This window comes from Nocardioides sp. NPDC047086 (genome assembly GCF_040643685.1).
Taxonomy (GTDB): domain Bacteria; phylum Actinomycetota; class Actinomycetes; order Propionibacteriales; family Nocardioidaceae; genus Nocardioides.
In genome coordinates this window covers 17,847-37,057 of sequence record NZ_JBEYUV010000016.1, presented here as the reverse complement: position 1 = coordinate 37,057, position 19,211 = coordinate 17,847, and the positions used below count along the sequence as shown (strand labels likewise).

At 68.8% G+C, this 19,211-nt stretch carries 14 protein-coding genes and 1 riboswitch; of the genes, 6 read left to right on the top strand and 8 right to left on the bottom strand.

Annotated elements, in window-relative coordinates; translation table 11 throughout:
- Positions 1-200: 200 nt before the first annotated feature.
- A complete protein-coding gene (locus ABZ796_RS13570; protein ID WP_357337472.1) occupies positions 201-2,405 on the bottom strand; it encodes an NADP-dependent isocitrate dehydrogenase in 2,205 nt (734 codons plus the stop codon).
- Positions 2,406-2,627: 222 nt separating this feature from the next.
- Between ABZ796_RS13570 and ABZ796_RS13565 the strand changes: the two genes are divergently transcribed.
- Positions 2,628-3,713 (top strand): MIP family channel protein, encoded by a 1,086-nt coding sequence (locus ABZ796_RS13565; RefSeq protein ID WP_357337471.1) that lies wholly within the window; start codon positions 2,628-2,630, stop codon positions 3,711-3,713.
- Positions 3,714-3,771: 58 nt separating this feature from the next.
- Here the strand turns inward: ABZ796_RS13565 and ABZ796_RS13560 are convergent, their stop codons facing one another.
- The 7 genes from ABZ796_RS13560 to ABZ796_RS13530 form a co-directional block, all read right to left on the bottom strand.
- A complete protein-coding gene (locus ABZ796_RS13560; RefSeq protein ID WP_357337469.1) occupies positions 3,772-4,134 on the bottom strand; it encodes a DUF3017 domain-containing protein in 363 nt (120 codons plus the stop codon).
- Positions 4,135-4,138: 4 nt separating this feature from the next.
- Positions 4,139-4,990 (bottom strand): bifunctional methylenetetrahydrofolate dehydrogenase/methenyltetrahydrofolate cyclohydrolase, encoded by an 852-nt coding sequence (locus ABZ796_RS13555; protein WP_357337467.1) that lies wholly within the window; start codon positions 4,988-4,990, stop codon positions 4,139-4,141.
- Positions 4,991-5,142: 152 nt separating this feature from the next.
- Entirely contained in the window at positions 5,143-6,720 is a 1,578-nt protein-coding gene (purH, locus tag ABZ796_RS13550) for a bifunctional phosphoribosylaminoimidazolecarboxamide formyltransferase/IMP cyclohydrolase (protein ID WP_357337466.1), read from the bottom strand.
- A 30-nt stretch (positions 6,721-6,750) separates the two neighbouring features.
- A riboswitch (ZMP/ZTP riboswitch) is annotated at positions 6,751-6,827 on the bottom strand.
- Between the two features lie 10 nt (positions 6,828-6,837).
- Positions 6,838-7,449, bottom strand: coding sequence for a phosphoribosylglycinamide formyltransferase (gene purN, locus ABZ796_RS13545; protein WP_357337465.1), 612 nt, complete (start codon positions 7,447-7,449; stop codon positions 6,838-6,840).
- Between the two features lie 371 nt (positions 7,450-7,820).
- The gene (locus ABZ796_RS13540; protein WP_357337464.1) at positions 7,821-8,219 is read right to left on the bottom strand and encodes a hypothetical protein; all 399 of its coding nucleotides are present in this window, start codon (positions 8,217-8,219) and stop codon (positions 7,821-7,823) included.
- Positions 8,216-11,395 (bottom strand): LamG-like jellyroll fold domain-containing protein, encoded by a 3,180-nt coding sequence (locus tag ABZ796_RS13535; protein ID WP_357337463.1) that lies wholly within the window; start codon positions 11,393-11,395, stop codon positions 8,216-8,218. The genes ABZ796_RS13540 and ABZ796_RS13535 overlap by 4 nt, the downstream gene beginning before the upstream one ends.
- A 208-nt stretch (positions 11,396-11,603) precedes the next feature.
- A complete protein-coding gene (locus ABZ796_RS13530; RefSeq protein ID WP_357337462.1) occupies positions 11,604-12,860 on the bottom strand; it encodes a DUF6350 family protein in 1,257 nt (418 codons plus the stop codon).
- A 147-nt stretch (positions 12,861-13,007) separates the two neighbouring features.
- Here ABZ796_RS13530 and ABZ796_RS13525 point away from each other — a divergent pair, with 147 nt between their 5' ends.
- From ABZ796_RS13525 to ABZ796_RS13505, 5 genes are all read left to right on the top strand, one after another.
- The gene (locus ABZ796_RS13525; protein WP_357337461.1) at positions 13,008-14,840 is read left to right on the top strand and encodes a hypothetical protein; all 1,833 of its coding nucleotides are present in this window, start codon (positions 13,008-13,010) and stop codon (positions 14,838-14,840) included.
- 101 nt (positions 14,841-14,941) lie between these two features.
- The gene (locus ABZ796_RS13520; protein ID WP_357337460.1) at positions 14,942-15,445 is read left to right on the top strand and encodes a SigE family RNA polymerase sigma factor; all 504 of its coding nucleotides are present in this window, start codon (positions 14,942-14,944) and stop codon (positions 15,443-15,445) included.
- Position 15,446: 1 nt separating this feature from the next.
- Positions 15,447-16,967, top strand: coding sequence for a hypothetical protein (locus ABZ796_RS13515; RefSeq protein WP_357337458.1), 1,521 nt, complete (start codon positions 15,447-15,449; stop codon positions 16,965-16,967).
- Positions 16,968-17,062: 95 nt separating this feature from the next.
- Positions 17,063-17,569, top strand: a complete 507-nt coding sequence (locus ABZ796_RS13510; RefSeq protein ID WP_357337456.1) for a SigE family RNA polymerase sigma factor — start codon at positions 17,063-17,065, stop codon at positions 17,567-17,569.
- Positions 17,566-19,068 (top strand): hypothetical protein, encoded by a 1,503-nt coding sequence (locus tag ABZ796_RS13505; protein ID WP_357337454.1) that lies wholly within the window; start codon positions 17,566-17,568, stop codon positions 19,066-19,068. The genes ABZ796_RS13510 and ABZ796_RS13505 overlap by 4 nt, the downstream gene beginning before the upstream one ends.
- Positions 19,069-19,211 lie beyond the last annotated feature (143 nt).

The following is a 19,211-nucleotide window of genomic DNA, read 5'->3' as shown; positions in this document are numbered from 1 at the left end:
ATGCGCGACCACCGACACCCACCTAAAGGTTTTCCGCCCTCACCCGACGACAAACACCATGCTGACCTGCATCTATAGGAATCAGAAGAAAGATCTGGAGAGCAAGGTCACGTACGCCGGGAAAGTGTCCCGGCAAGGCGCGACGGCCCGGCACGGAGTCCGTGCCGGGCCGTGGTCTCGACAAGCTCGACCCCCGAAGGTCAGAGAGAGTCGATCGCCTCGTTGAGCGTCGCGGACGGACGCATCACGGCGGTGACCTTCTCGGCGTCGGGCAGGTAGTAGCCGCCGATGTCGGCGGGCTTGCCCTGGACCGCGAGAAGCTCCTCGACGATCTTGTCCTCGTTGGCCGCGAGCGTCTCGGCGAGACCCTTGAACGCCGCGGCGAGCTCGGCGTCCTCGGTCTGCGCAGCGAGCTCCTGGGCCCAGTAGAGACCCAGGTAGAAGTGCGAGCCGCGGTTGTCGGTGGTGCCGAGCTTGCGGCCCGGGGACCGGTCGTTCTCGAGGAAGGTCGCGGTCGCCCGGTCGAGCGCGGCGGCGAGGACCTTCGCCGCCGGGGCCGAGGCCTGCTCGGCGTACTTCTCGAACGAGGGGACCAGCGCGAAGAACTCACCCAGCGAGTCCCAGCGGAGGTAGTCCTCCTCGATCAGCTGCTGCACGTGCTTCGGCGCCGAGCCGCCGGCGCCCGTCTCGAACAGACCGCCGCCGGCGATCAGCGGGACGATCGAGAGCATCTTCGCCGACGTACCGACCTCGAGGATCGGGAACAGGTCGGTGTTGTAGTCACGCAGCACGTTCCCGGTGACCGAGATCGTGTCCTCGCCGTTGCGCAGCCGCTCGAGGGAGTACGCCGTGGCCAGCTCCGGCGCGAGGATCTTGATGTCGGCACCCTCGGCGTCCCCGACGACGGAGGAGTCGGCGAGGTACTTGGTGACCTTCTTGATCAGCTCGGCGTCGTGGGCGCGCGACTCGTCGAGCCAGAAGATGGCCGGGGTCTTGGAGTCGCGGGCGCGGCTGACGGCGAGCTTGACCCAGTCGCGGACCGGGATGTCCTTGGTCTGGCAGGCCCGCCAGATGTCGCCGGCCTCGACGTCGTGCTCGATCAGCACGTCGCCGGCCTTGTTCAGGACACGTACGGTGCCGGCGGCCTCGATCTGGAAGGTCTTGTCGTGGGAGCCGTACTCCTCGGCCTTCTGCGCCATCAGACCGACGTTGGGAACGGTGCCGATCGTGGCCGGGTCGAGCGGGCCGTTCTTCTTCACGTCGTCGATGACGGTCTGGTAGACGCCGGCGTAGGAGGAGTCCGGGATCACCGCGAGGGTGTCGTCCTCGCCGCCGTCGGCACCCCAGAGCTTGCCGCCGTTGCGGACCAACGCCGGGATCGAGGCGTCGATGATGACGTCGGAGGGGACGTGCAGGTTGGTGATGCCCTTGTCGGAGTTGACGTAGGACAGGCGCGGGCCGGCCTCGATCGCGGCCTTGAAGGCGGCCTCGATCTCGGCGCCCTTCTCCAGACCGGAGAGACCCGACAGGATCGCGCCCAGACCGTCGTTGGCGGAGAGGCCGGCGGCCTCGAGGTCGGCGCCGTACTTCTCGAAGACGTCCTTGAAGTAGGCCTTCACGACGTGGCCGAAGATGATCGGGTCGGAGACCTTCATCATCGTGGCCTTCAGGTGCAGCGAGAAGAGCACGTCGTCGGCCTTGGCCTTGGCGAGCGCGTTCTCGAGGAAGGCGTGCAGGTTGGCCACGGACATGTACGTCGCGTCCACGATCTCGCCCTCGAGCACCGGCAGCTCGGCGAGCAGCGTCACGGTCTCGCCGTCGGCCTTCTCGAGCACGATCGAGAGGGTGTCGTCGGCCGGGAGGGTCACGGACTTCTCGTTGGACTTGAAGTCGTGCGCACCCATCGTGGCGACGTCGGTCTTGGAGTCGTCGGCGAACGGCTTGTTGGTGTGCGGGTGGGCCTTGGCGTACGCCTTGACCGAGCCCGGCGCACGACGGTCGGAGTTGCCCTCACGCAGGACCGGGTTCACCGCGGAGCCCTTGACCTTGTCGTACTTGGCCCGGATCTCCTCCTCCTCGGGCGTGCTCGGCGCCTCGGGGTAGTCAGGAATCGCGTAGCCCTTCTCCTGCAGCTCCTTGATCGCGGCCTTCAGCTGCGGGATGGAGGCGGAGATGTTGGGCAGCTTGACGATGTTGGCTTCCGGCGTCTTCGCCAGGTCACCGAGCTCGCCGAGCGCGTCGTCGGCCAGACCGAACTGGGCCAGGATGCGCGAGGCCACGGAGATGTCACGCGTCTCGACCTCGACGCCCGCCTTGGCCGCGTAGGCCGAGACGATCGGAAGGAAGGAGTACGTCGCGAGCAGCGGCGCCTCGTCGGTGTGGGTGTAGATGATTCGTGCGGCCATTGCTGTGGCTACTCCTGACGAAACGAAAGTGTCTTGACATCAAGATAACAGAGAGGGTGACACAACGCCGCCCCGCCCCACCTAAGCACCACGATGCGCCGTCGCAAAAGAGTTACTGTGTTTCAACACCTCATGTTGTTCAGGTGACTGCTGATACCTGAGTGCTTCTCGGGTGTCGATGGGTCTGACCGACGTCAACAGACATTGAAGGGTTAAGGGGACATGACTGAGGAATCACTGTCGGCGGCTGAGCCGACCTTCATCCAGAAACTCGCAGCCGAGGTCATCGGGACATTCATTCTGGTGTTCCTCGGGTGCGGCTCGGTCGTCGCGGTCGTCGCCGGCGCCACCCATGCCGGGCAGGCGACCTGGGGGCTCGAGGTCGCGGCCGTCGGCCTCGCCTTCGGTATCGCCGTCGTGATCGGCGCCTACACCTTCGGCCGCATCTCCGGTGGCCACTTCAACCCGGCCGTGACCCTCGGTGTGGCCTCGGCCGGCCGGATCAGCTGGAAGGACGCAGGCGCCTACATCGGCGCGCAGTTCGTCGGCGCCGTGATCGGCGCGATCGTGCTGTTCCTCATCGCGATCTCCTCCGGCTACAACTCGTGGAACGACGGCGGCCTCGGCGCCAACGGCTTCGGTGACGGAGCCGGCACCGGGCTCATCGGCGCGATCCTCGTCGAGCTCGTCCTCACCTTCATCTTCGTCTTCGTCATCCTCGGTGTCACCGACCTGCGGGCCGGGACCAACGCCACCGCGGCACCGCTGGCCATCGGTTTCGCGCTCGCCGCGATCCACTTCGTCGGCATCCCGTTGACCGGCACCTCGGTCAACCCCGCCCGTTCGTTCGGGCCCGCCCTCTTCTCCGGCACCGACGCGCTGATCGACCTCCCGGTCTTCCTGATCGTCCCCGCGCTCGGCGGTGCCCTGGCCGGGTTCGTCTACCCGCTGCTCTTCAACAAGGACGGGTCCGAGATCGCGGGAGCCGGACTCGCCTTCGGCGGCGACAGCGTGACCCCTGCCCACAACTTCCAGTGGGACTCCCAGGCCGCCGCCCCCGCGGCGCCCGCAGCTGCGGCCCCGGCCGCCCCTGCCGCTCCGGCGGCGCCCGCTGCACCGGCCGCCGACCCGGCACCGGCTGCTCCCGAGACCGGCGACCGCACCATCGTCTCCGGCAGCGCCGGCACCGGTGGCCAGCCCGCCTGGCAGCAGCCGACCCAGGCCGCCGAGGGCGACCTGCCGGTCTACGAGCAGGACGGCTGGCGCTGGGACTACGCCAAGCAGGAATGGGTTCCGATCGAGCAGTAGCGCTCGAGAAACAACGAAGGCCGCCCCTCGGGGCGGCCTTCGTTCTGTCTGTACGTCCTCATTCTCCGGGAACGGTCACCGCGAGGATCCACAGCGCACCCGCGGTCAGCGCCAGCAGGGCCACGTCGAACCAGCGGTTGCGCACCGCCAGCATCCCGGCATCCTTCGTACGCAGCACCGCACGCCCCAGCGACGCCGCCCCCAGCCCGGCAGCGAGGACGATGATCCCCACCCGCCAGTGGCCGAAGCCGACCAGCCCGAGACCGACGATCGCCGCCGTCAGCACCCCGAGGTAGACGAACCCGCCGATGGTCGAGGGGAAGCCGCGTACGTCTTGGAGGTCCGTCTTCTCGTGCTCAGGAGCAGCCGCCGCCGGTGCGGGGGCCTGCGGCGTCGGGGTGAGCGGCGGGTGGACGGACACAGTGTCAGAGCCTTTCGAGAGCCTTCTCAGCGCTGAGGACGATATTGGAGAGCAGCATGGCCCGTGTCATCGGACCCACCCCACCCGGGTTCGGCGACACCCAACCAGCCACGTCCCACACGTCCTCGGCCAGGTCTCCTGCGATCTTACCGTCGACACGGGAGACACCGACGTCCAACAGGGCCGCACCCGGCTTGACCATGTCCTTGGTGATGATCCCGGGTACGCCGGCGGCAGCCACCACGATGTCGGCGTTGCGGGTGTGCGCGGCCAGGTCGCGGGTGCCGGTGTGGCACAGGGTGACCGTCGCGTTCTCCGACCGGCGGGTGAGCAGCAGGCCCAACGGGCGGCCGACGGTCAGCCCGCGGCCGACCACGACGACCTCGGCGCCCTTGATCTCGACGCCGTGGCGGCGCAGCAGCTCGATGCAGCCCACCGGCGTGCACGGCAGCGGACCGTCCTCCCCGAGGACCAGCTTGCCGAGGTTGTGCGGGTGCAGACCGTCGACGTCCTTCTCCGGGGCCACCCGGGAGAGCAGCGCGAACTCGTCCAGCCCGGTCGGCTGCTGCACCAGGAAGCCGGTGCACGCGGAGTCGGCGTTGAGGCGGTCGATCTCGGCCTCGACCTCTTCCTGCGTCGAGGTCGCCGGCAGGTCGACCCGGATCGACTCGATGCCGATCTCGGCGCAGTCCTTGTGCTTGGCGTTGACGTACCACCGGCTGCCCGGGTCGTCGCCCACCAGCACCGTGCCCAGGCCCGGGGTGATGCCCTGGGCCTTCAGCTTCTCGACCCGCTCGGCGAGCTCGGCCTTGATCGCCTTCAGCGTCGCGGTGCCGTCCAGCTTCTGTGCTGTCACTTCTTCATCCTGTCACTCTGGGCTGTGGTTTCGGCGTAGTAGGCGGGCCGTGTCTGTTCGTCGAGGTATGCAGGGAAACCGTCACTTCCCACGCGGAGTTCCGCGCGGGAAGTGACGGATCGGCTGCATACCTCGACGAACATCCAGCCCGCTCAGTGTGCGAAGTGGCGCGTGCCGGTGAAGTACATCGTCACCCCGGCCGCCTCGCACGCCTTGATGGTCAGCTCGTCGCGGATGGAGCCGCCGGGCTGGACGATCGCCTTGACGCCGGCGTCGATCAGGATCTGCGGGCCGTCCTCGAAGGGGAAGAAGGCGTCGGAGGCGGCGACGGAGCCGCGGGCACGCTCGTCGCCCTCGGCAAGGCTGTTGGCCCGCTCGACGGCGAGCTTGCAGGAGTCGACGCGGTTGACCTGGCCCATGCCGATGCCGACCGAGGCACCGTCGGAGGCCAGCAGGATCGCGTTGGACTTGGCCGAGCGGCAGGCCTTCCAGGCGAAGGCCAGGTCGGCGAGGGTGGCCTCGTCGGCGGCCTCACCCGTGGCCAGCGTCCACGAGGCCGGGTCGTCGCCCTCGGCGTCGACGTGGTCGACCTGCTGCATCAGCAGGCCGCCGGAGATCGGGCGGGTCTCGACCGGGGCGCGCTCGTCAGCGGGGGCGACCAGGATGCGGATGTTCTTCTTGCCCTGCAGGATCTCGACGGCACCGTCCTCGTAGCCCGGAGCCACGATGACCTCGGTGAACACCTCGGCCACCTGCTGGGCCATCTCCACGCTCACCGGGCGGTTGGAGGCGATCACGCCACCGAACGCGGAGACCGGGTCGCAGGCGTGCGCCCGGCGGTGGGCCTCGGCGATGTCGGCACCGACGGCCAGGCCGCAGGGGTTGGCGTGCTTGATGATCGCCACCGCCGGCTCGGCGAAGTCGTTGGCGGCCCGACGGGCGGCGTCGGTGTCGGTGTAGTTGTTGTAGGACATCTCCTTGCCGTGCAGCTGCTCGGCACGGGCGAGCCCGGCGGGACCGAAGCCGTTGAGGTAGAGCGCCGCCTTCTGGTGCGGGTTCTCGCCGTAGCGCAGGACGGTCGCCTTCTCGTACGTCCCGCCGACCCACGCCGGGAACCCGGTGCCCTCGGAGGTGTCGGTGAGCACGGAGCCCATCCAGGACGCGACCGCCACGTCGTACGTCGCGGTGTGCACGAACGCGGCCGCGGCCAGCGCCTTGCGCTGGTCGTAGGTGAACCCACCGGCGGCGAGGGCGGAGAGGGTCTCGGCGTACTGCTCCGGCGAGGTCACGATCGCGACGGAGGGGTGGTTCTTGGCTGCGGCGCGGACCATCGAGGGACCGCCGATGTCGATCTGCTCGACGACCTCGTCCGGGCCGGCGCCGGAGGCGACGGTCTGCACGAACGGGTAGAGGTTGGAGACGACCAGGTCGAACGGCTCGACCTCGAGCTCCTTGAGCTGCTCGACGTGGGACTCCAGGCGGCGGTCGGCGAGGATGCCGGCGTGCACGCGCGGGTGCAGCGTCTTCACGCGGCCGTCGAGGCACTCGGGGAAGCCGGTCAGGTCCTCGACCTTGGTCACCGGCAGGCCCAGCTTCTCGATCAGCGCGGCGGAGCCGCCGGTCGAGACGAGCTCGACACCGGCGTCGTGGAGCCCTCGGACCAGGTCCTCGAGACCGGTCTTGTCGTAGACGGACACGAGGGCCCTCTTGATGGCGATCTGATCGAGCACAGCAATCTCCTCATCGGTCGACTATTTCGATGAGGGCACCCAGGCGGTCGATGCCGTCTCTCACACTCCCCGGTGGTCCCCCACCTGCGCCAGTCGTGTGCTCGTCACTCTAACCGTTCAGGCGGGCCCGAATCGAACTCGCCTACCGTCAACGGTGTAGCCCTCGCGGGCGATCCGCCCGACCGTCTCGACGAGCATCGAGCGCTCGACGACCTTGATCCGCTCGTGCAGCGTCTCCTCGGTGTCGTCGTCCTCCACCGGCACCGTCACCTGGGCCATGATCATCCCCGTGTCGACCCCGGCGTCGACGATGAAGAGCGTCGCCCCGGTCACCTTCACGCCGTACTCCAGCGCGTCCCGCGCCCCATGCATCCCGGGGAAGCTCGGCAGCAGCGCCGGATGCGTGTTCAGCGTCTTCCCCCCGAACCGCTCGAGGAACGCCTCTCCCACCAGCTTCATGAAGCCCGCGGACACAACGAGATCAGGCTCGTACGCCGCCACCGACTCGGCCAGCGCCGCATCCCACTCCTCGCGCGACCCGAAGTCCTTGACCCGGTGCACGAAGGTCGGGATCCCGGCGTCGCTCGCCCGGGTCAGCCCCTGGATCCCGTCGCGGTCGGCGCCCACTGCGACGACCTCGGCGCCGTACTCCGGGGACGCGCAGGCGTCGAGCAGGGCCTGGAGGTTGGTACCCGAACCGGACACAAGGACGACAAGACGAAGAGTCACGCCGTCACTTTAGAGCAGCGCAATTCTAGTGCCCGGACTGCCCGGATCGGGTCGCCAGCCTCGATAAAAAGAGATGGCGCCATGGTCCAAGGCGCAGCGAAGCTTCGACCGGCGCCAGAAGACACGAGGTGTCACTCTCCTTCGTTCAAGTCACTCAAGGTGACCTGCGCACGACACAGCTCGGCGTCACGCGCAGCGTTGGCCCTCCAATGCAGATCAGGCTCACGGCTTGCGGCTGAGGATCGGGTCCATGTCAGCGAGCAGTGAACCGACTGGGTCCTTGTCCTTCTCCCCTTGGCTACCCCGCCGACAGGCACTGCCATCGTTGCGGCGTCTCCGCCGAGGTAGGCGAGTCCGTCGGAGTGGGTCTGTCAGGCAATCGTGAAGTCTGCACCACCCCCCAGCATCAGCTCCTCGACGTCCGCGGCACATCCTTCAAGTCCCTCGTACTCGATTGCCGGATAGAAAGCTTCGAACGAGGCGCGGACTACACGATCCTCATGATCGCGCCGCACGAGGTCGCTCCCGTTCTTTGCAACGAGATAGTCGAGCAGACTGTCAGACAACGTCTCGATCTCATCGTCGGACAACACTCGTGCCCTCATTAGCGTTAACGCTCGCTCGATGACAGCACGTGGAAAGTCGGTGAGAACACCCGACGCCAGTGCAAACGTCAATACCGCGACGCCGTACAGGCGGTACGCCTGCTCCGTGCTCTCCCGAAGCCCACGCTGGTACTCGGAGACCAGGGTCTCCTTGATCGCGGTCACTCGGCGACCTCCACTCCAAAACGGGGCAAGATCCGAGCACAAGTCGGACAGGGTTCCTTTGTACGGCCGTGCCCGGGCGGAGTTGTTCCAACAGCCCGCGTGTCGATCACCCCTCCAGACAGAGACCGCCCAGCGTACAGCGCGTCGTTGATACATGCGATCTCGGCGCACCACCCAGAGATTCGCATCTTCCGGACTCCCCTGGGCAGAGAATCCAAGGCTTCTTGCATGTCCGGGTGGAAAACCCGGGCGCTACCCGACTCGCCGTAAATCGGCGCACCACCATCGGCGAGGTCCAGCCGGGCAACAGCGCCGGTCTCCTTGCCCGCCGCAGCCATCTCATCGGCGTACTGGCCTGCGCTCTTTGCGACCGCTGGCCGGCTCCGAGCCGTTGACCTCGCAAGCCAAGCGGCTCCCCTGGTCGCCCCGCTAGAGGCTCCGCCTACGGGCACTGCCATCGTCGCAAGGTCGCCAGCGAGGTAGGCGAGCCCGCCGGAGTGGGTACCGAGTTTGGAGTCGCTGAACCGGTTCCAAGCCTTGGCCGTGTTCACCCGGACGCTGGAACCGTTGCGTTTCGCGATCCCGTTGAAGGCGAAGTCGATCGTGGACGCGGCGGCATGGACTGCCCCAGAGACAAACTCCTTTCTGAACTGCTGACCAGCCCCACGAGAGCCCATCCACGAAGCATCGACGCTCGCCTTGCGCTTGACCGTCGAGGTCACCTTGGACCACAGGCCCGACAAGAACCCACCGACCGACGACTTGCTACGCGTCGACGTCGAAGAACCGCCTCCCGCACCGCCGTAGTCGGTGTGCAACCCGGAGGGGTCGCTGAGCGTTGCAGGGTTCTGGTAGCTGTACGCATACCCGTTCAACTGCAGCGGCACCGCCTGATCCAACACTGGGTCCGGAGAGACGAACGACCCCGTCGTCGAGTCGTAATAGCGCGCCCCGACTTGCGTCAGACCCGTCGTGTCGTTCGACTTCCCGAGGAACCCACGATCACCCGGGGCCCCGTTCGCGTCCCTGTCCACCACGCTCGCTGCCGCGGCGGCGTTCCGGCCGCGGGTAGCTCCGAACGGGTCTGCGTACTGCTTCCTAACCGACGCGGGTGTCCAGTTCGTGTTCGGGATCGAAACGATCGGGGTGCCGTGGTGGTCGTTGACCAGCGAGGTGACCCCACCGAGGCCGCGTTGGTCGCGTACGGCGATGGTCTCGCCGTTGAAGGTGTAGTAGCGGTGCGCGGCGACGTTCCTGGTCGAGTCGCGTGGGATGGTGACTTCTTGGCCGCCAGGGAGGTAGATCGTGACTGCTTCGGCATCCGCCCGGATGATGCGTTCGCCGGCGCCGCTGTAGACGTACTCGGCCTCGCCGAGCTCGTCGACGACTCCGTCAGAACAGGTCTCACCGGTGGTGAGGGTCTTGACGAGTTTCCCTTCGCGGTCCCAGCACATCGCCTGAGCCACGGACCGACGGGCGGCCGCGCCTTCCGCGGTGCGGGCGCCGTTGTGAATAGCAGCGATCTCGGTCGCGGACAGGGCCTGGGAATACAAGCCCATCTTCGCCACTGAGACGGGTGAGAAGAACTGGCCCGCGGTCGTGGAACTTGCATCTGCGCCGACGAAGAACCCGTTACGCCCGAGGTTGCCCGGCCGCTTCATCGGGCCGGGTGCCTCGACACTGGCCGCGAGCTGGCCGTCGAGGTAGAGGCGGGCGGTGTCTCCATCCCAGGTCCCGAAGGCGTGGTACCACTTGCCGGCCGTGATCGTGGCTTGTGCCTGGCGGTAGCCGCCGTCGGTGTGAATGGTGAAGGTGAGTTTGCCGTCATAGACCACCATGGAGGCGCCGCCACCCTCCTTGGCCGAGCACACCGAGTGCTCGGTGGAGTTGGGGAGGGTGCCGTTGTCCTTCATCAGGCACTCGATGCTCATCTCGTCGCTGAGCTTGTCCCACTGGGCATCGCCCATCGCGTAGGAGTAGGCGTCATCGACCCCGTCGAACTTGGCGACCTTCGATCCCGCCAGCCCGAGCTTGGCCCGGCGCGCGGCGTCAAGGGTGGTGTCGTCTATGACCGCGGGGGTGCCGTACTTCGTCATCGTTCGGCCCTGGGCGTCATCGGCCGGGGTGCCGTCGGTGTAGTCGACGTCGAGGACGTCAGGTTCGGGAACAGCGACTTCGGCGACCTCGGCCCCGGTCCGGGTCTCCTGGCCACCGGTCGCCGTGTAGGTGAAGTCCTTGGACGGCAGCGGGGTCGTGGTTCCGTCCGCTGCCTTCGAGGTGCCGGTGATCGAGGTGACCGCGTGCGGACCCGCGTGCCCGGCCTGCGTGTAGTCGTAGTCGGTGGTCTCCGTGATCCCCGTCAGGCCGTCGCGGTAGGTCTGGGCCTCGCGGTTGCTGTTGAGCGGGTTGTAGGTGTAGCCGACCTGGTAGGGCGCCGGACCAGCCAGGGCTGGGTTGCCTGGATCACCAGTACCGCACTCGGACCCCAGTGCGGGGGTCCAGGCGTGCTTCAGACGCGCGAGGTTGTCGTAGGTGAAGCATTGCTTCTCCCCACGGGCACCGACACCGGCGTCGCCGCCGAGGGCGGTGTTGGTGGGGGTATCGGTGATCTCGGTGATGTTGCCCGAGTCCGTGTACTTGTAGGTCTGGTTCAGGTCGTTGCCGGTAATGCCCTCCCGCTTGAGCATCTGCCCCGTCAGCTGGCCGGTGGTCGGGTCGTAGGTGCGGGAGAGCGCGGCGGAGTAGGTGTTGCCGAGGTCTGCGAGTTCGAGCCGACCGAGGTCGTCGTAGTGGGAGTCGGCCACGTAGGTGCCCCACCCGAACCCGCCGCCCATCCAGCGGGGCTTGGAGGCCTGGTCATAGAACGTCGTGACCCGCTCGGACCCCAGGATCGTGGCGGAGTCGGTGGAGGAGATCTTGGATGTCGTCTGGGACTTGATCTGACCGTCGGCGGTGTAGGTGTAATCCACCGAGGCGGACTCGGTCGAGAGCCGGGCCAAGGCCTCCGGGATGTCGCCGACGAGTCCAGCGCCCTCACCGGTGTCATCACCGGTCGCGGCTTGCGGGTATTCCAGGGTCGTGGTCAGAGGTCGGTAGGCGTCGTCGACCTTCCCAGTCCGGGTGGTGTAGTCACCTTCGCTGGTGTGGCGGGTGGTCGCGTGCTCGATCCCGAGCATCCCGGTCGTGTCCGGGTCGGTGTTCGGGTCGCCGTCGTAGGCGTGTTCGACCCGGATGTTCCCGCCGATCGTGTCGTCACGCAGGGTCAGCGGACGGCCGAGCTTGTCGTAGGTGTAAGCGATCGTCTTTCCGGCGCCGTTGGTGACCGTCTTCGGCTGCCCCGACTCGATCCTCGCTAGCCACGGGCCTGCTACTGGATCAGGTGCATCACTCGGCGGTCGGGAGGGAACGCCGGTGCCACCAGGTCATCGTGAGACCGGCGAGGAGACCGGCGAGGCCGAAGAAGGCGATGGCGTTGACGAGCACCTGCCCGGCGTACGGCCCGACGTCGGCCATCCGGCCGGGGCCGACGGAGCCGCCGGCGACGCCGGAGAGAACGGCGAGGAGGAGGCCGGCGACGACGCCGGCGCTGACGCCGCGGAGCGCGCCTTCGGACCAGCGCAGAGCCGGGCGGACCCGGGAGACGCGGCAGACGGCCCAGAAGGCGGTGAGCGGGCCGAGCGCCATCACCGCGGCCACCCAGGCGGGCGGGGCGCCGTTGTCGGGGAGCGCGGCGAGCATCGGGAACATCGGCAGCGGGCCGAGGGTCACCGCCGTCGGGGTGACGGTCGTGCCGACACCGACCGAGAAGCCCGGCCCCAGGGCGTACGCACTGGAGAAGAGCACGGCGTTGGGCAGCACAAGGACGGCGAGCAGGGAGTAGAGGATGATCCCGCCGAGGTCGAGGTGGAGTTGGGAGACGACGTTGACCGACGTGGTGAAGTCGGTGAAGAGGGCCGCGAAGAACACCAGCGTGCTGACCGCGAACCACCACAACAGGATCGAGCGGACCATCACCAGTACGTCCACGGCCGCGCGTGGCAGCAGGGTGATCCACAGCGCCGCACGGCCGGAGCCGACCGCGATCGCGGGCAGGGCCACGACGACGCAGAGCCCGACCGACCAGGCGAAGACGCCGGCGATGCTCGGCGCGGTGGCCGGGGTGCCGGCGATGACGACGGTGGCCAGCGCGGTGCCGGCATAGCCGAGGGTGAAGAGGCCGGCGACGACCGGGACGGTCAGGTCGCGCTCGCCGTCGGCGAGGGCGTTGACGTCGGGGCCGTGCAGCGAGACCGCGTCACCGACGCGGACCGCGACCTGCCACATCACCCAGGCCAGGATCAGGGTCAGGCCGAGCGGGACGACGGTGACCGCGACCCCGGAGACGACGACGCCCGAACCGTGCCCGAGCAGCCACCCGAGCGCGGCGACACGCAGGGCGTCCGACGGGTCGCCGTGGGCTCCCATGTCGCTGATGAACCAGCCCAGGATGCCGATCGCCAGGCACACGACGAGCGTGGCGGCGGCGGTGCCGATGCCGCCCAGCAGGGCGACCGCGACCAGCGGGCGGCGGTGGCGGAGATCGTGGAGATCCTCCGCGGAGAGCCCACGGTCAGGGGTGCGAGGAGGCAGCAGCGAGGACATCGCGTCTCATCCTCGCAACCCGCACCGCCTCGATCAGGGCGACGCGCCGCCCGAAAAGGTCTTGTGCACGCCTGATACCCACCTGTGCATCAACGACCATTGCCGATCATTCGACCGAATCACCTACAGTTGACCGCTGACATGGGCATGACCACGGCAGACCACGAGACCTTCGAGGCGTTCTATCAGGACGTCCGCGGACGCCTGCTTCTCCAAACCTGGTCGCTGACCGGGGATCTGGAGGCTGCCAAGGCCGCCGTGCGCGGCGCGCTGGTCATCACCTGGCACCACTGGCGCAAGGTGAAGCCGATGGACGACTTCGAGCGCGAGGACTGGGTCCGTCCGATCGCCTGGTCCAAGGCGATCCGCAACCACTCGGTGCCGCTGCTCCACCGCGACCAGACGATCGCGCCGGAGGCCCGGAGCACGCTCTCCGCGCTGCGCAGCCTGCCGCTCCACGACCGCAAGGTCTTCCTCCTGGGTCACCTCACCAGCGTCGACCTTGCCCAGCTGGCCCGCGAGGTCGGCACCCCGATCAGCCGCACCGAGACCGACCTGCAGGCCGCCAACGCCGCCATTTGCGACGAGCTCGGGATCGCGCCGGAGCAGCTGCAGTCCATCTTCGACCCGCTCGTCGACGTGCTCACCGAGCAGCCCTGGCCGAAGACCTCGACGCTCACCACCGCCGGCGCCGTACGCCGCCGGGTGCACACCGCCATCGGCGCGGCCGCGGCCATCGCCGCCCTGGTCGGCACCGGCTTCTTCGTGACCCAGGGCGCCGAGACCGAGCCGCGGCTCAACACCCTCTCGATGCAGTCGGCGGCCGAGGAGTTCGAGGTCGAGCCGAGCCAGATCCCCGGCAAGAAGCTGACCGCCAAGGACCTGATGACCGAGGAGGAGGTCGCGAAGATCTACGGCGGCTCCTGGGCCGTCGACATCTCCTCCGACAACCTCGAGGGCACCGGCCTGACCATCCCCTGCCAGGCCGACACCTCGGCCGACAAGCGGCCGGTGGCGAGCCTGGCGCGCACCTTCACCGCCAAGGCGAAGGCGACCACCGCCGGCACCACGATCGAGTCCTCCGTCGACGCGAAGGCGGCGGCTGCGGCGTACAAGAAGATGCAGGGGTGGTACGCAGCCTGCGCCGAGCCCCGCTACCAGCTGTTGTTCACCGAGTCGGTCGACGGCATCGGCGACCAGGCGACCCTCTTCACCTACCGCGACTGGGAGAACAACCGGGCGGTCACCTACGGCGTCGCGCGCACCGGCAGGCACACCGCCGCGGTGACCGTGAAGACCGAGGGCAAGTCCAGCACGACCGCGGCCAAGACCTCGACCATGCTCGGCACCGCCGTCCACGGCCTCTGCTCGATGCCGGGCGCAGGCGCGTGCGTGGAGACCAAGCGACCGCGTGCCACGGTGGTCCCGATCGCCACGGAGCAGGCACCGGGGCTGATCAACGAGACCGACCTGCCCCCGGTCGCCACCATCGGTGACCCGTGGGAGGGCACCGAGGCGAAGGCGGCCAAGACCAACCCTGCCCAGACCCGCTGCGACGGCACCGAGTTCAACGCCAAGGGCATGACCGGCGCCCAGACACGCTCCTTCGTGATCCCCGAGACGAAGAAGAAGCTCGCGCCGATCTTCGGGCTCACCGAGACGGTCGGCAAGTTCGGCTCCGCCGAGCAGGCGCAGGCCTTCAACGTCGCCATCAAGGACCGGCTGAAGAAGTGCGGCGACAAGCAGCTCGGCAGCCACGTCACCCAGCTCGCGACCGAGTCCATCAAGGACGGCGCGATCACGGTGTGGTACATCCGGGTGGAGCTCGAGAACTCCTCCATCTACTACCGGATGGCCGCGATCCGCCGCGGCGCGAACGTCGCCCAGATGAGCTTCGTGCCCGACGGCGATGCCGACATCAGCAACTCCGACTTCGTATCGCTCGCCAAGCGCGCCGCCTACCGGCTCGACTATCTCTGATTCTTCCTCCGCCGGATGCAACCGGACCCGCCTCCCAGGCATCTGATCCAGTGAGGCTGGCGTAGGGCCAGATCGGGGACGGCCGGTCCGGGAGGCAGGCGATGGACGAGGACGAGTTCGACGTGTTCTACAACGCGTCCTACCGCCGCGTGTGCGCTCAGGTGTACGCCATGATCGGCGACTCCGACGAGGCCGCCGAATGCGTCCAGGAGGCCTTCGCCCGCGCCTGGGCGCACCGTCGCAAGATGTCCTCGGTCGACTACCCCGAAGCCTGGGTCCGCACCACCGCCTACCGACTCGCGGTGGGCCGCTGGCGCCGGAAGAAGTACGCCGGCCGCGTCACCGACAGAGCCGTCGGCGTCCGCACGGAGATGCCCGCGGTCGACGAGACCCATGTCGCCCTCGTCGCCGCGCTCAAGAAGCTCCCCGAGGTCCAGCGGCAGGCCATCGTCCTGCACCACATCGCCGACCTGCCGGTCCATCAGGTGGCCGCCGAGGTCGGCGCCCCCACCGGCACCATCAAAGCCCGCCTGGCTCGAGGACGAGCCACCCTGGCGGAGCTGCTCGCCGACGAGACACCCGGCGCCGTCTGGAAGAAGGCCTGAGATGAGTGACCCGATCTCGCGTCTGGACCAGTTCCGCGCCGCCACCCCTGGAGCACCGATGAAGTCCGCAGCCGAGGTACGCCACCGGGGTGACCAGATCCGGCGCCGCCAGCGCGCGCTCGTCACCGCCGGAGCCGTCGCCGTGGCCGCCGCGCTCGCCGGACCGATCATCTTCCTCTCCGCCGGATTCGGCGACAAGGCGATCGACCCGGCACCGGCACCCAGCGAGACCCCCACCACGATCACCCCCAGCCCGTCCGCCTCGGCCTCCGGGCAGGCGTCGGACCTGACCCGCGCCGCCCTTCCCCTCGCCGCCGACCTGGTCGCCGACGACCCGTTCCCCGCCTGGGTCGAGGAGCAGACCTATGACGGTGAGGGCAAGGGCGAGCACAACGAGTGCCTGACCACGACACTGACCGACGCCGGTGCCCGAGCGACCCTCCGCCGCGACTTCGTCCCGAAGCCCGGGGACGAGCTGTCGGCCTCGGCCGGGACGCTGAAGGCAGTCGTCGCCGAGTTCGGGTCGCCCGAGGAGGCGAAGAAGGCGCGTAGCGATCTTTCGGAGGAGGCAGCCGCGTGCCCCGGGGTGGACGGCGCGGACACCGCCGGCTCGCTCCCCGTCGAGGGCGGCGTCGTCTCCGCCGGGAACATCGGCGTGGTGACGTACCAGCCCGACGACCCGGAGATGAACGCGGTCTGGGAGGTCGCGACGGCCGTCGTCTCGGCTGAGGACCGGGTCCTGGTGATGACCCGCAAGCGTGGCGTGCAGAGCTACGTCTCGCCGACCGACCTGCAGACCTCGGCCGTCAACGCCGCCCACCGGATGGTCGGCGCGAAGCGTCCGGTCGAGGCGTCCTCGAAACCGCCGGCCTCCTCACCGGCGACCAGCAAGGCTCCGGAGCCGACCCTGTCCGCGCGCAACCTGCTCACCGGGGAGGACGCGATCTACCCCAACGGAGGAGCGCTGGACTGGGTCGAGAGCTCCGGGTCGACGAGCACCGGCGAGACCGCGCCCGCGGGCAACGCCTGCTGGCAGGGCTCCATGATGGCCCGCGGAGCGATCGCCACCATGCAGCGCGACTTCGGCCTCGTGACCTCCGAAGGCGGCGACGGCGACGGCGATGCGTACCTCAACGAGACCATCGCCGAGTTCCCGTCCAGCGAGGAGGCCCAGGCGGCGTACGAGGAGGTGCTCACCTGGTTCGACGGCTGCAGCCCCGAGGGGTCGGACAGCTTCAAGTCCGACCCGTTCGGCGACGTGCCGCTGTCGGCGCGGGCCGAGGGCGTGACCAGCCTCGCGATCTACGGCCCGATCACTGCCACCCCGGGGACCCAGTACGACCCCGCCGGGCGCGAGGAGGACGGGTGGTTCCTGGAGATGGGCGTCGTGCTCAGCGGCACCCGGATCGCCGTCCTCAGCCAGCTGATCAGCGGGCAGGACTACACCTGGCCCGCCGAGGACGGCGGCACCCCGGTGCAGCAGATGCTCCCCGCCGCGGCCGATCGGCTTTCGACCAGATGACCGGATATGCAACCCATGTGGACGCTCGCACGTATCAATCCGCGACACTGACGCTCCTGCAAGGGTCGGGTAAAGCCAGCCGGGGAGGCAAGACGATGGACGAGGACGAGTTCGACGCGCTGTACAACGCGTCCTACCGCCGCTTGTGTGCTCAGCTGTACGCCATGATCGGCGACTTCGACGAGGCCGCGGAGTGCGTGCAGGAGGCCTTCGCCCGCGCCTGGGCGCACCGCCGCAAGATGTCGTCGGTCGACTACCCCGAAGCCTGGGTCCGCACCACCGCCTACCGTCTCGCCGTGGGCCGCTGGCGCCGCAAGAAGTACGCCGGCCGCGCCGCCGACAGAGCCGTCGGCGTCCGCACGGAGATGCCCGCGGTCGACGAGTCCCACGTGGCTCTGGTCGCAGCACTGAAGAAGCTCCCCGAGGCGCAGCGGCAGGCCATCGTCCTGCACCACATCGCCGACCTGCCGGTCCATCAGGTGGCCGCCGAGGTCGGCGCCCCGACCGGCACCATCAAAGCCCGTCTGGCTCGGGGAAGAGCCGCTCTGGCGGAGCTGCTCGCCGAGGACAATCCCGGCGCTCTGGAAGGAGGCCTGAGATGAGCGACCCGATCTCGCGTCTGGACCAGTTCCGCGCCGACGCCCCCGGGGCGCCGATGAGCTCCGCAGCCGAGGCCCGGCAGCGGGGTGACCAGATCCGGCGACGCCGTCGTGCCGTCGTCACCGCCGGCGTCGCGGCCGTGGCCGCCGTCGTCGCCGGGCCGGTCATCTTCCTCTCCACCGGCCTCGGCGACCAAGGGATCGACCCCGCCCCGGCCACGAGCGACAGCGCGGTCGCGTCCAGCCCGTCGGGCTCCGCCTCCGCGTCCGACCTCACCCGCGCCAACCTGCCGACCGAGGACGACCTCGTCGCCGACGACCCGTATCCCGCCTGGACCCAGGAGCAGACCTACGACGGCGAGGGCACCGACGCCTACAACGACTGCCTCACCGACACTCTGGGCGACTCCGGCGCGACGACGACGTTCCGCCGCGACTTCGTCGCGAAGCCCGGCGAGGAGATGGCCGACGCGGCAGGCACACTGAACGCCGTCGTCGCCCGGTTCGACTCGGCCGACGAGGCCGAGAAGGTGAGCATCAACCTCTCCGACGCCGCGATCTCCTGCTCCGGCGTGGACGGAGCGGAGCTGGCCGGCACCCTCCCGATCGAGAGCCGCGTCATCTCGAGCGGCAGCATCGACGTGGTGACGTACCAGCCCGAGGACCCGGACATGAACGCGGTCTGGGAGACCGCGACGGCCGTCGTCGCCGCCGAGGACCGGGTGCTGGTGATGACCCGGAAGCGGGGCGTGCAGGACTACGTGTCACCGACCACCCTGCAGACCTCCGCCGTCAACGCCGCCTACCGGATGGTCGGCGCCATGCCTCCGGGCGATTCGTCCGCCACCCCGACGGAGACTGGATCACCCGCAGCGGACCGTCTCAGCGCGGTCAACCTGGTCGACGGCAGCACCTTCCCCGCGCTCGACCGCTTCGAGAGCCAGCTCGGCTGGAACCAGTACACGCCCACCCCCGACGTGCCGACGCTGGCCTGCCAGAAGGAATGGCTCTCCTCGCTCGGTGCCTCGGCCAAGGTCGCCTCCGACTACCGCTGGGACACCGACCGCGCCATGGTCGGCCAGGTGCACGTCGCGGTGCTGGACTTCGCCGACGAGAACGCCGCCGGCGCTGCGTACAACGAGGTCATGGAGTGGATGGAGGTCTGCCCCGCCAACAAGCTCGGCGTCGATCCGACCGTCACGGACGTGCCGATGGACGTGGCCGACGATCTCGACGCCGGGCCGAAGCGCGCGGCCCGCTCGCAGGCGACCTACCCGGGCCTGGACGGCGGCGACAGCGCGTGGTTCGAGACCGAGCTGGTCGCGGAGTACGAGACCCGACTCGTCCTGGTCGGCTACGCCGAGCTCGCCGGCCCCTGCCCGCCGAGCACCGGCGACGAGGCCGACCCCTGCTACCAGCCCGACCAGCCCGACTCCTGGCCCGGCCGGATCCTCGCGATCGAGAAGGCGGCGGTCACTGCCGGGATCAGCGACCTGCGCTGACGGACACCACCCAAACACGATATTGTTGATCGTCTTTCACAACTTAGCGTGGAGACTCCTGTCACAACACGCTCGCGCAGGGAAGACGCGTACCGGCCAGGACGTTCGCCAACAGAGCCCCGACCCGCCTCAACCTTGGAGAA

Coding starts and splice junctions, on each gene's coding strand:
- ABZ796_RS13515 (WP_357337458.1), top strand. CDS start 15,447: ATGAGTGACCCGATCTCGCGTCTGGACCAGTTCCGCGCCGCCACCCCT.
- ABZ796_RS13525 (WP_357337461.1), top strand. CDS start 13,008: ATGACCACGGCAGACCACGAGACCTTCGAGGCGTTCTATCAGGACGTC.
- ABZ796_RS13570 (WP_357337472.1), bottom strand. CDS start 2,405: ATGGCCGCACGAATCATCTACACCCACACCGACGAGGCGCCGCTGCTC.
- ABZ796_RS13535 (WP_357337463.1), bottom strand. CDS start 11,395: ATGCTCGGGATCGAGCACGCGACCACCCGCCACACCAGCGAAGGTGAC.
- ABZ796_RS13530 (WP_357337462.1), bottom strand. CDS start 12,860: ATGTCCTCGCTGCTGCCTCCTCGCACCCCTGACCGTGGGCTCTCCGCG.
- ABZ796_RS13520 (WP_357337460.1), top strand. CDS start 14,942: ATGGACGAGGACGAGTTCGACGTGTTCTACAACGCGTCCTACCGCCGC.
- ABZ796_RS13565 (WP_357337471.1), top strand. CDS start 2,628: ATGACTGAGGAATCACTGTCGGCGGCTGAGCCGACCTTCATCCAGAAA.
- ABZ796_RS13510 (WP_357337456.1), top strand. CDS start 17,063: ATGGACGAGGACGAGTTCGACGCGCTGTACAACGCGTCCTACCGCCGC.
- ABZ796_RS13505 (WP_357337454.1), top strand. CDS start 17,566: ATGAGCGACCCGATCTCGCGTCTGGACCAGTTCCGCGCCGACGCCCCC.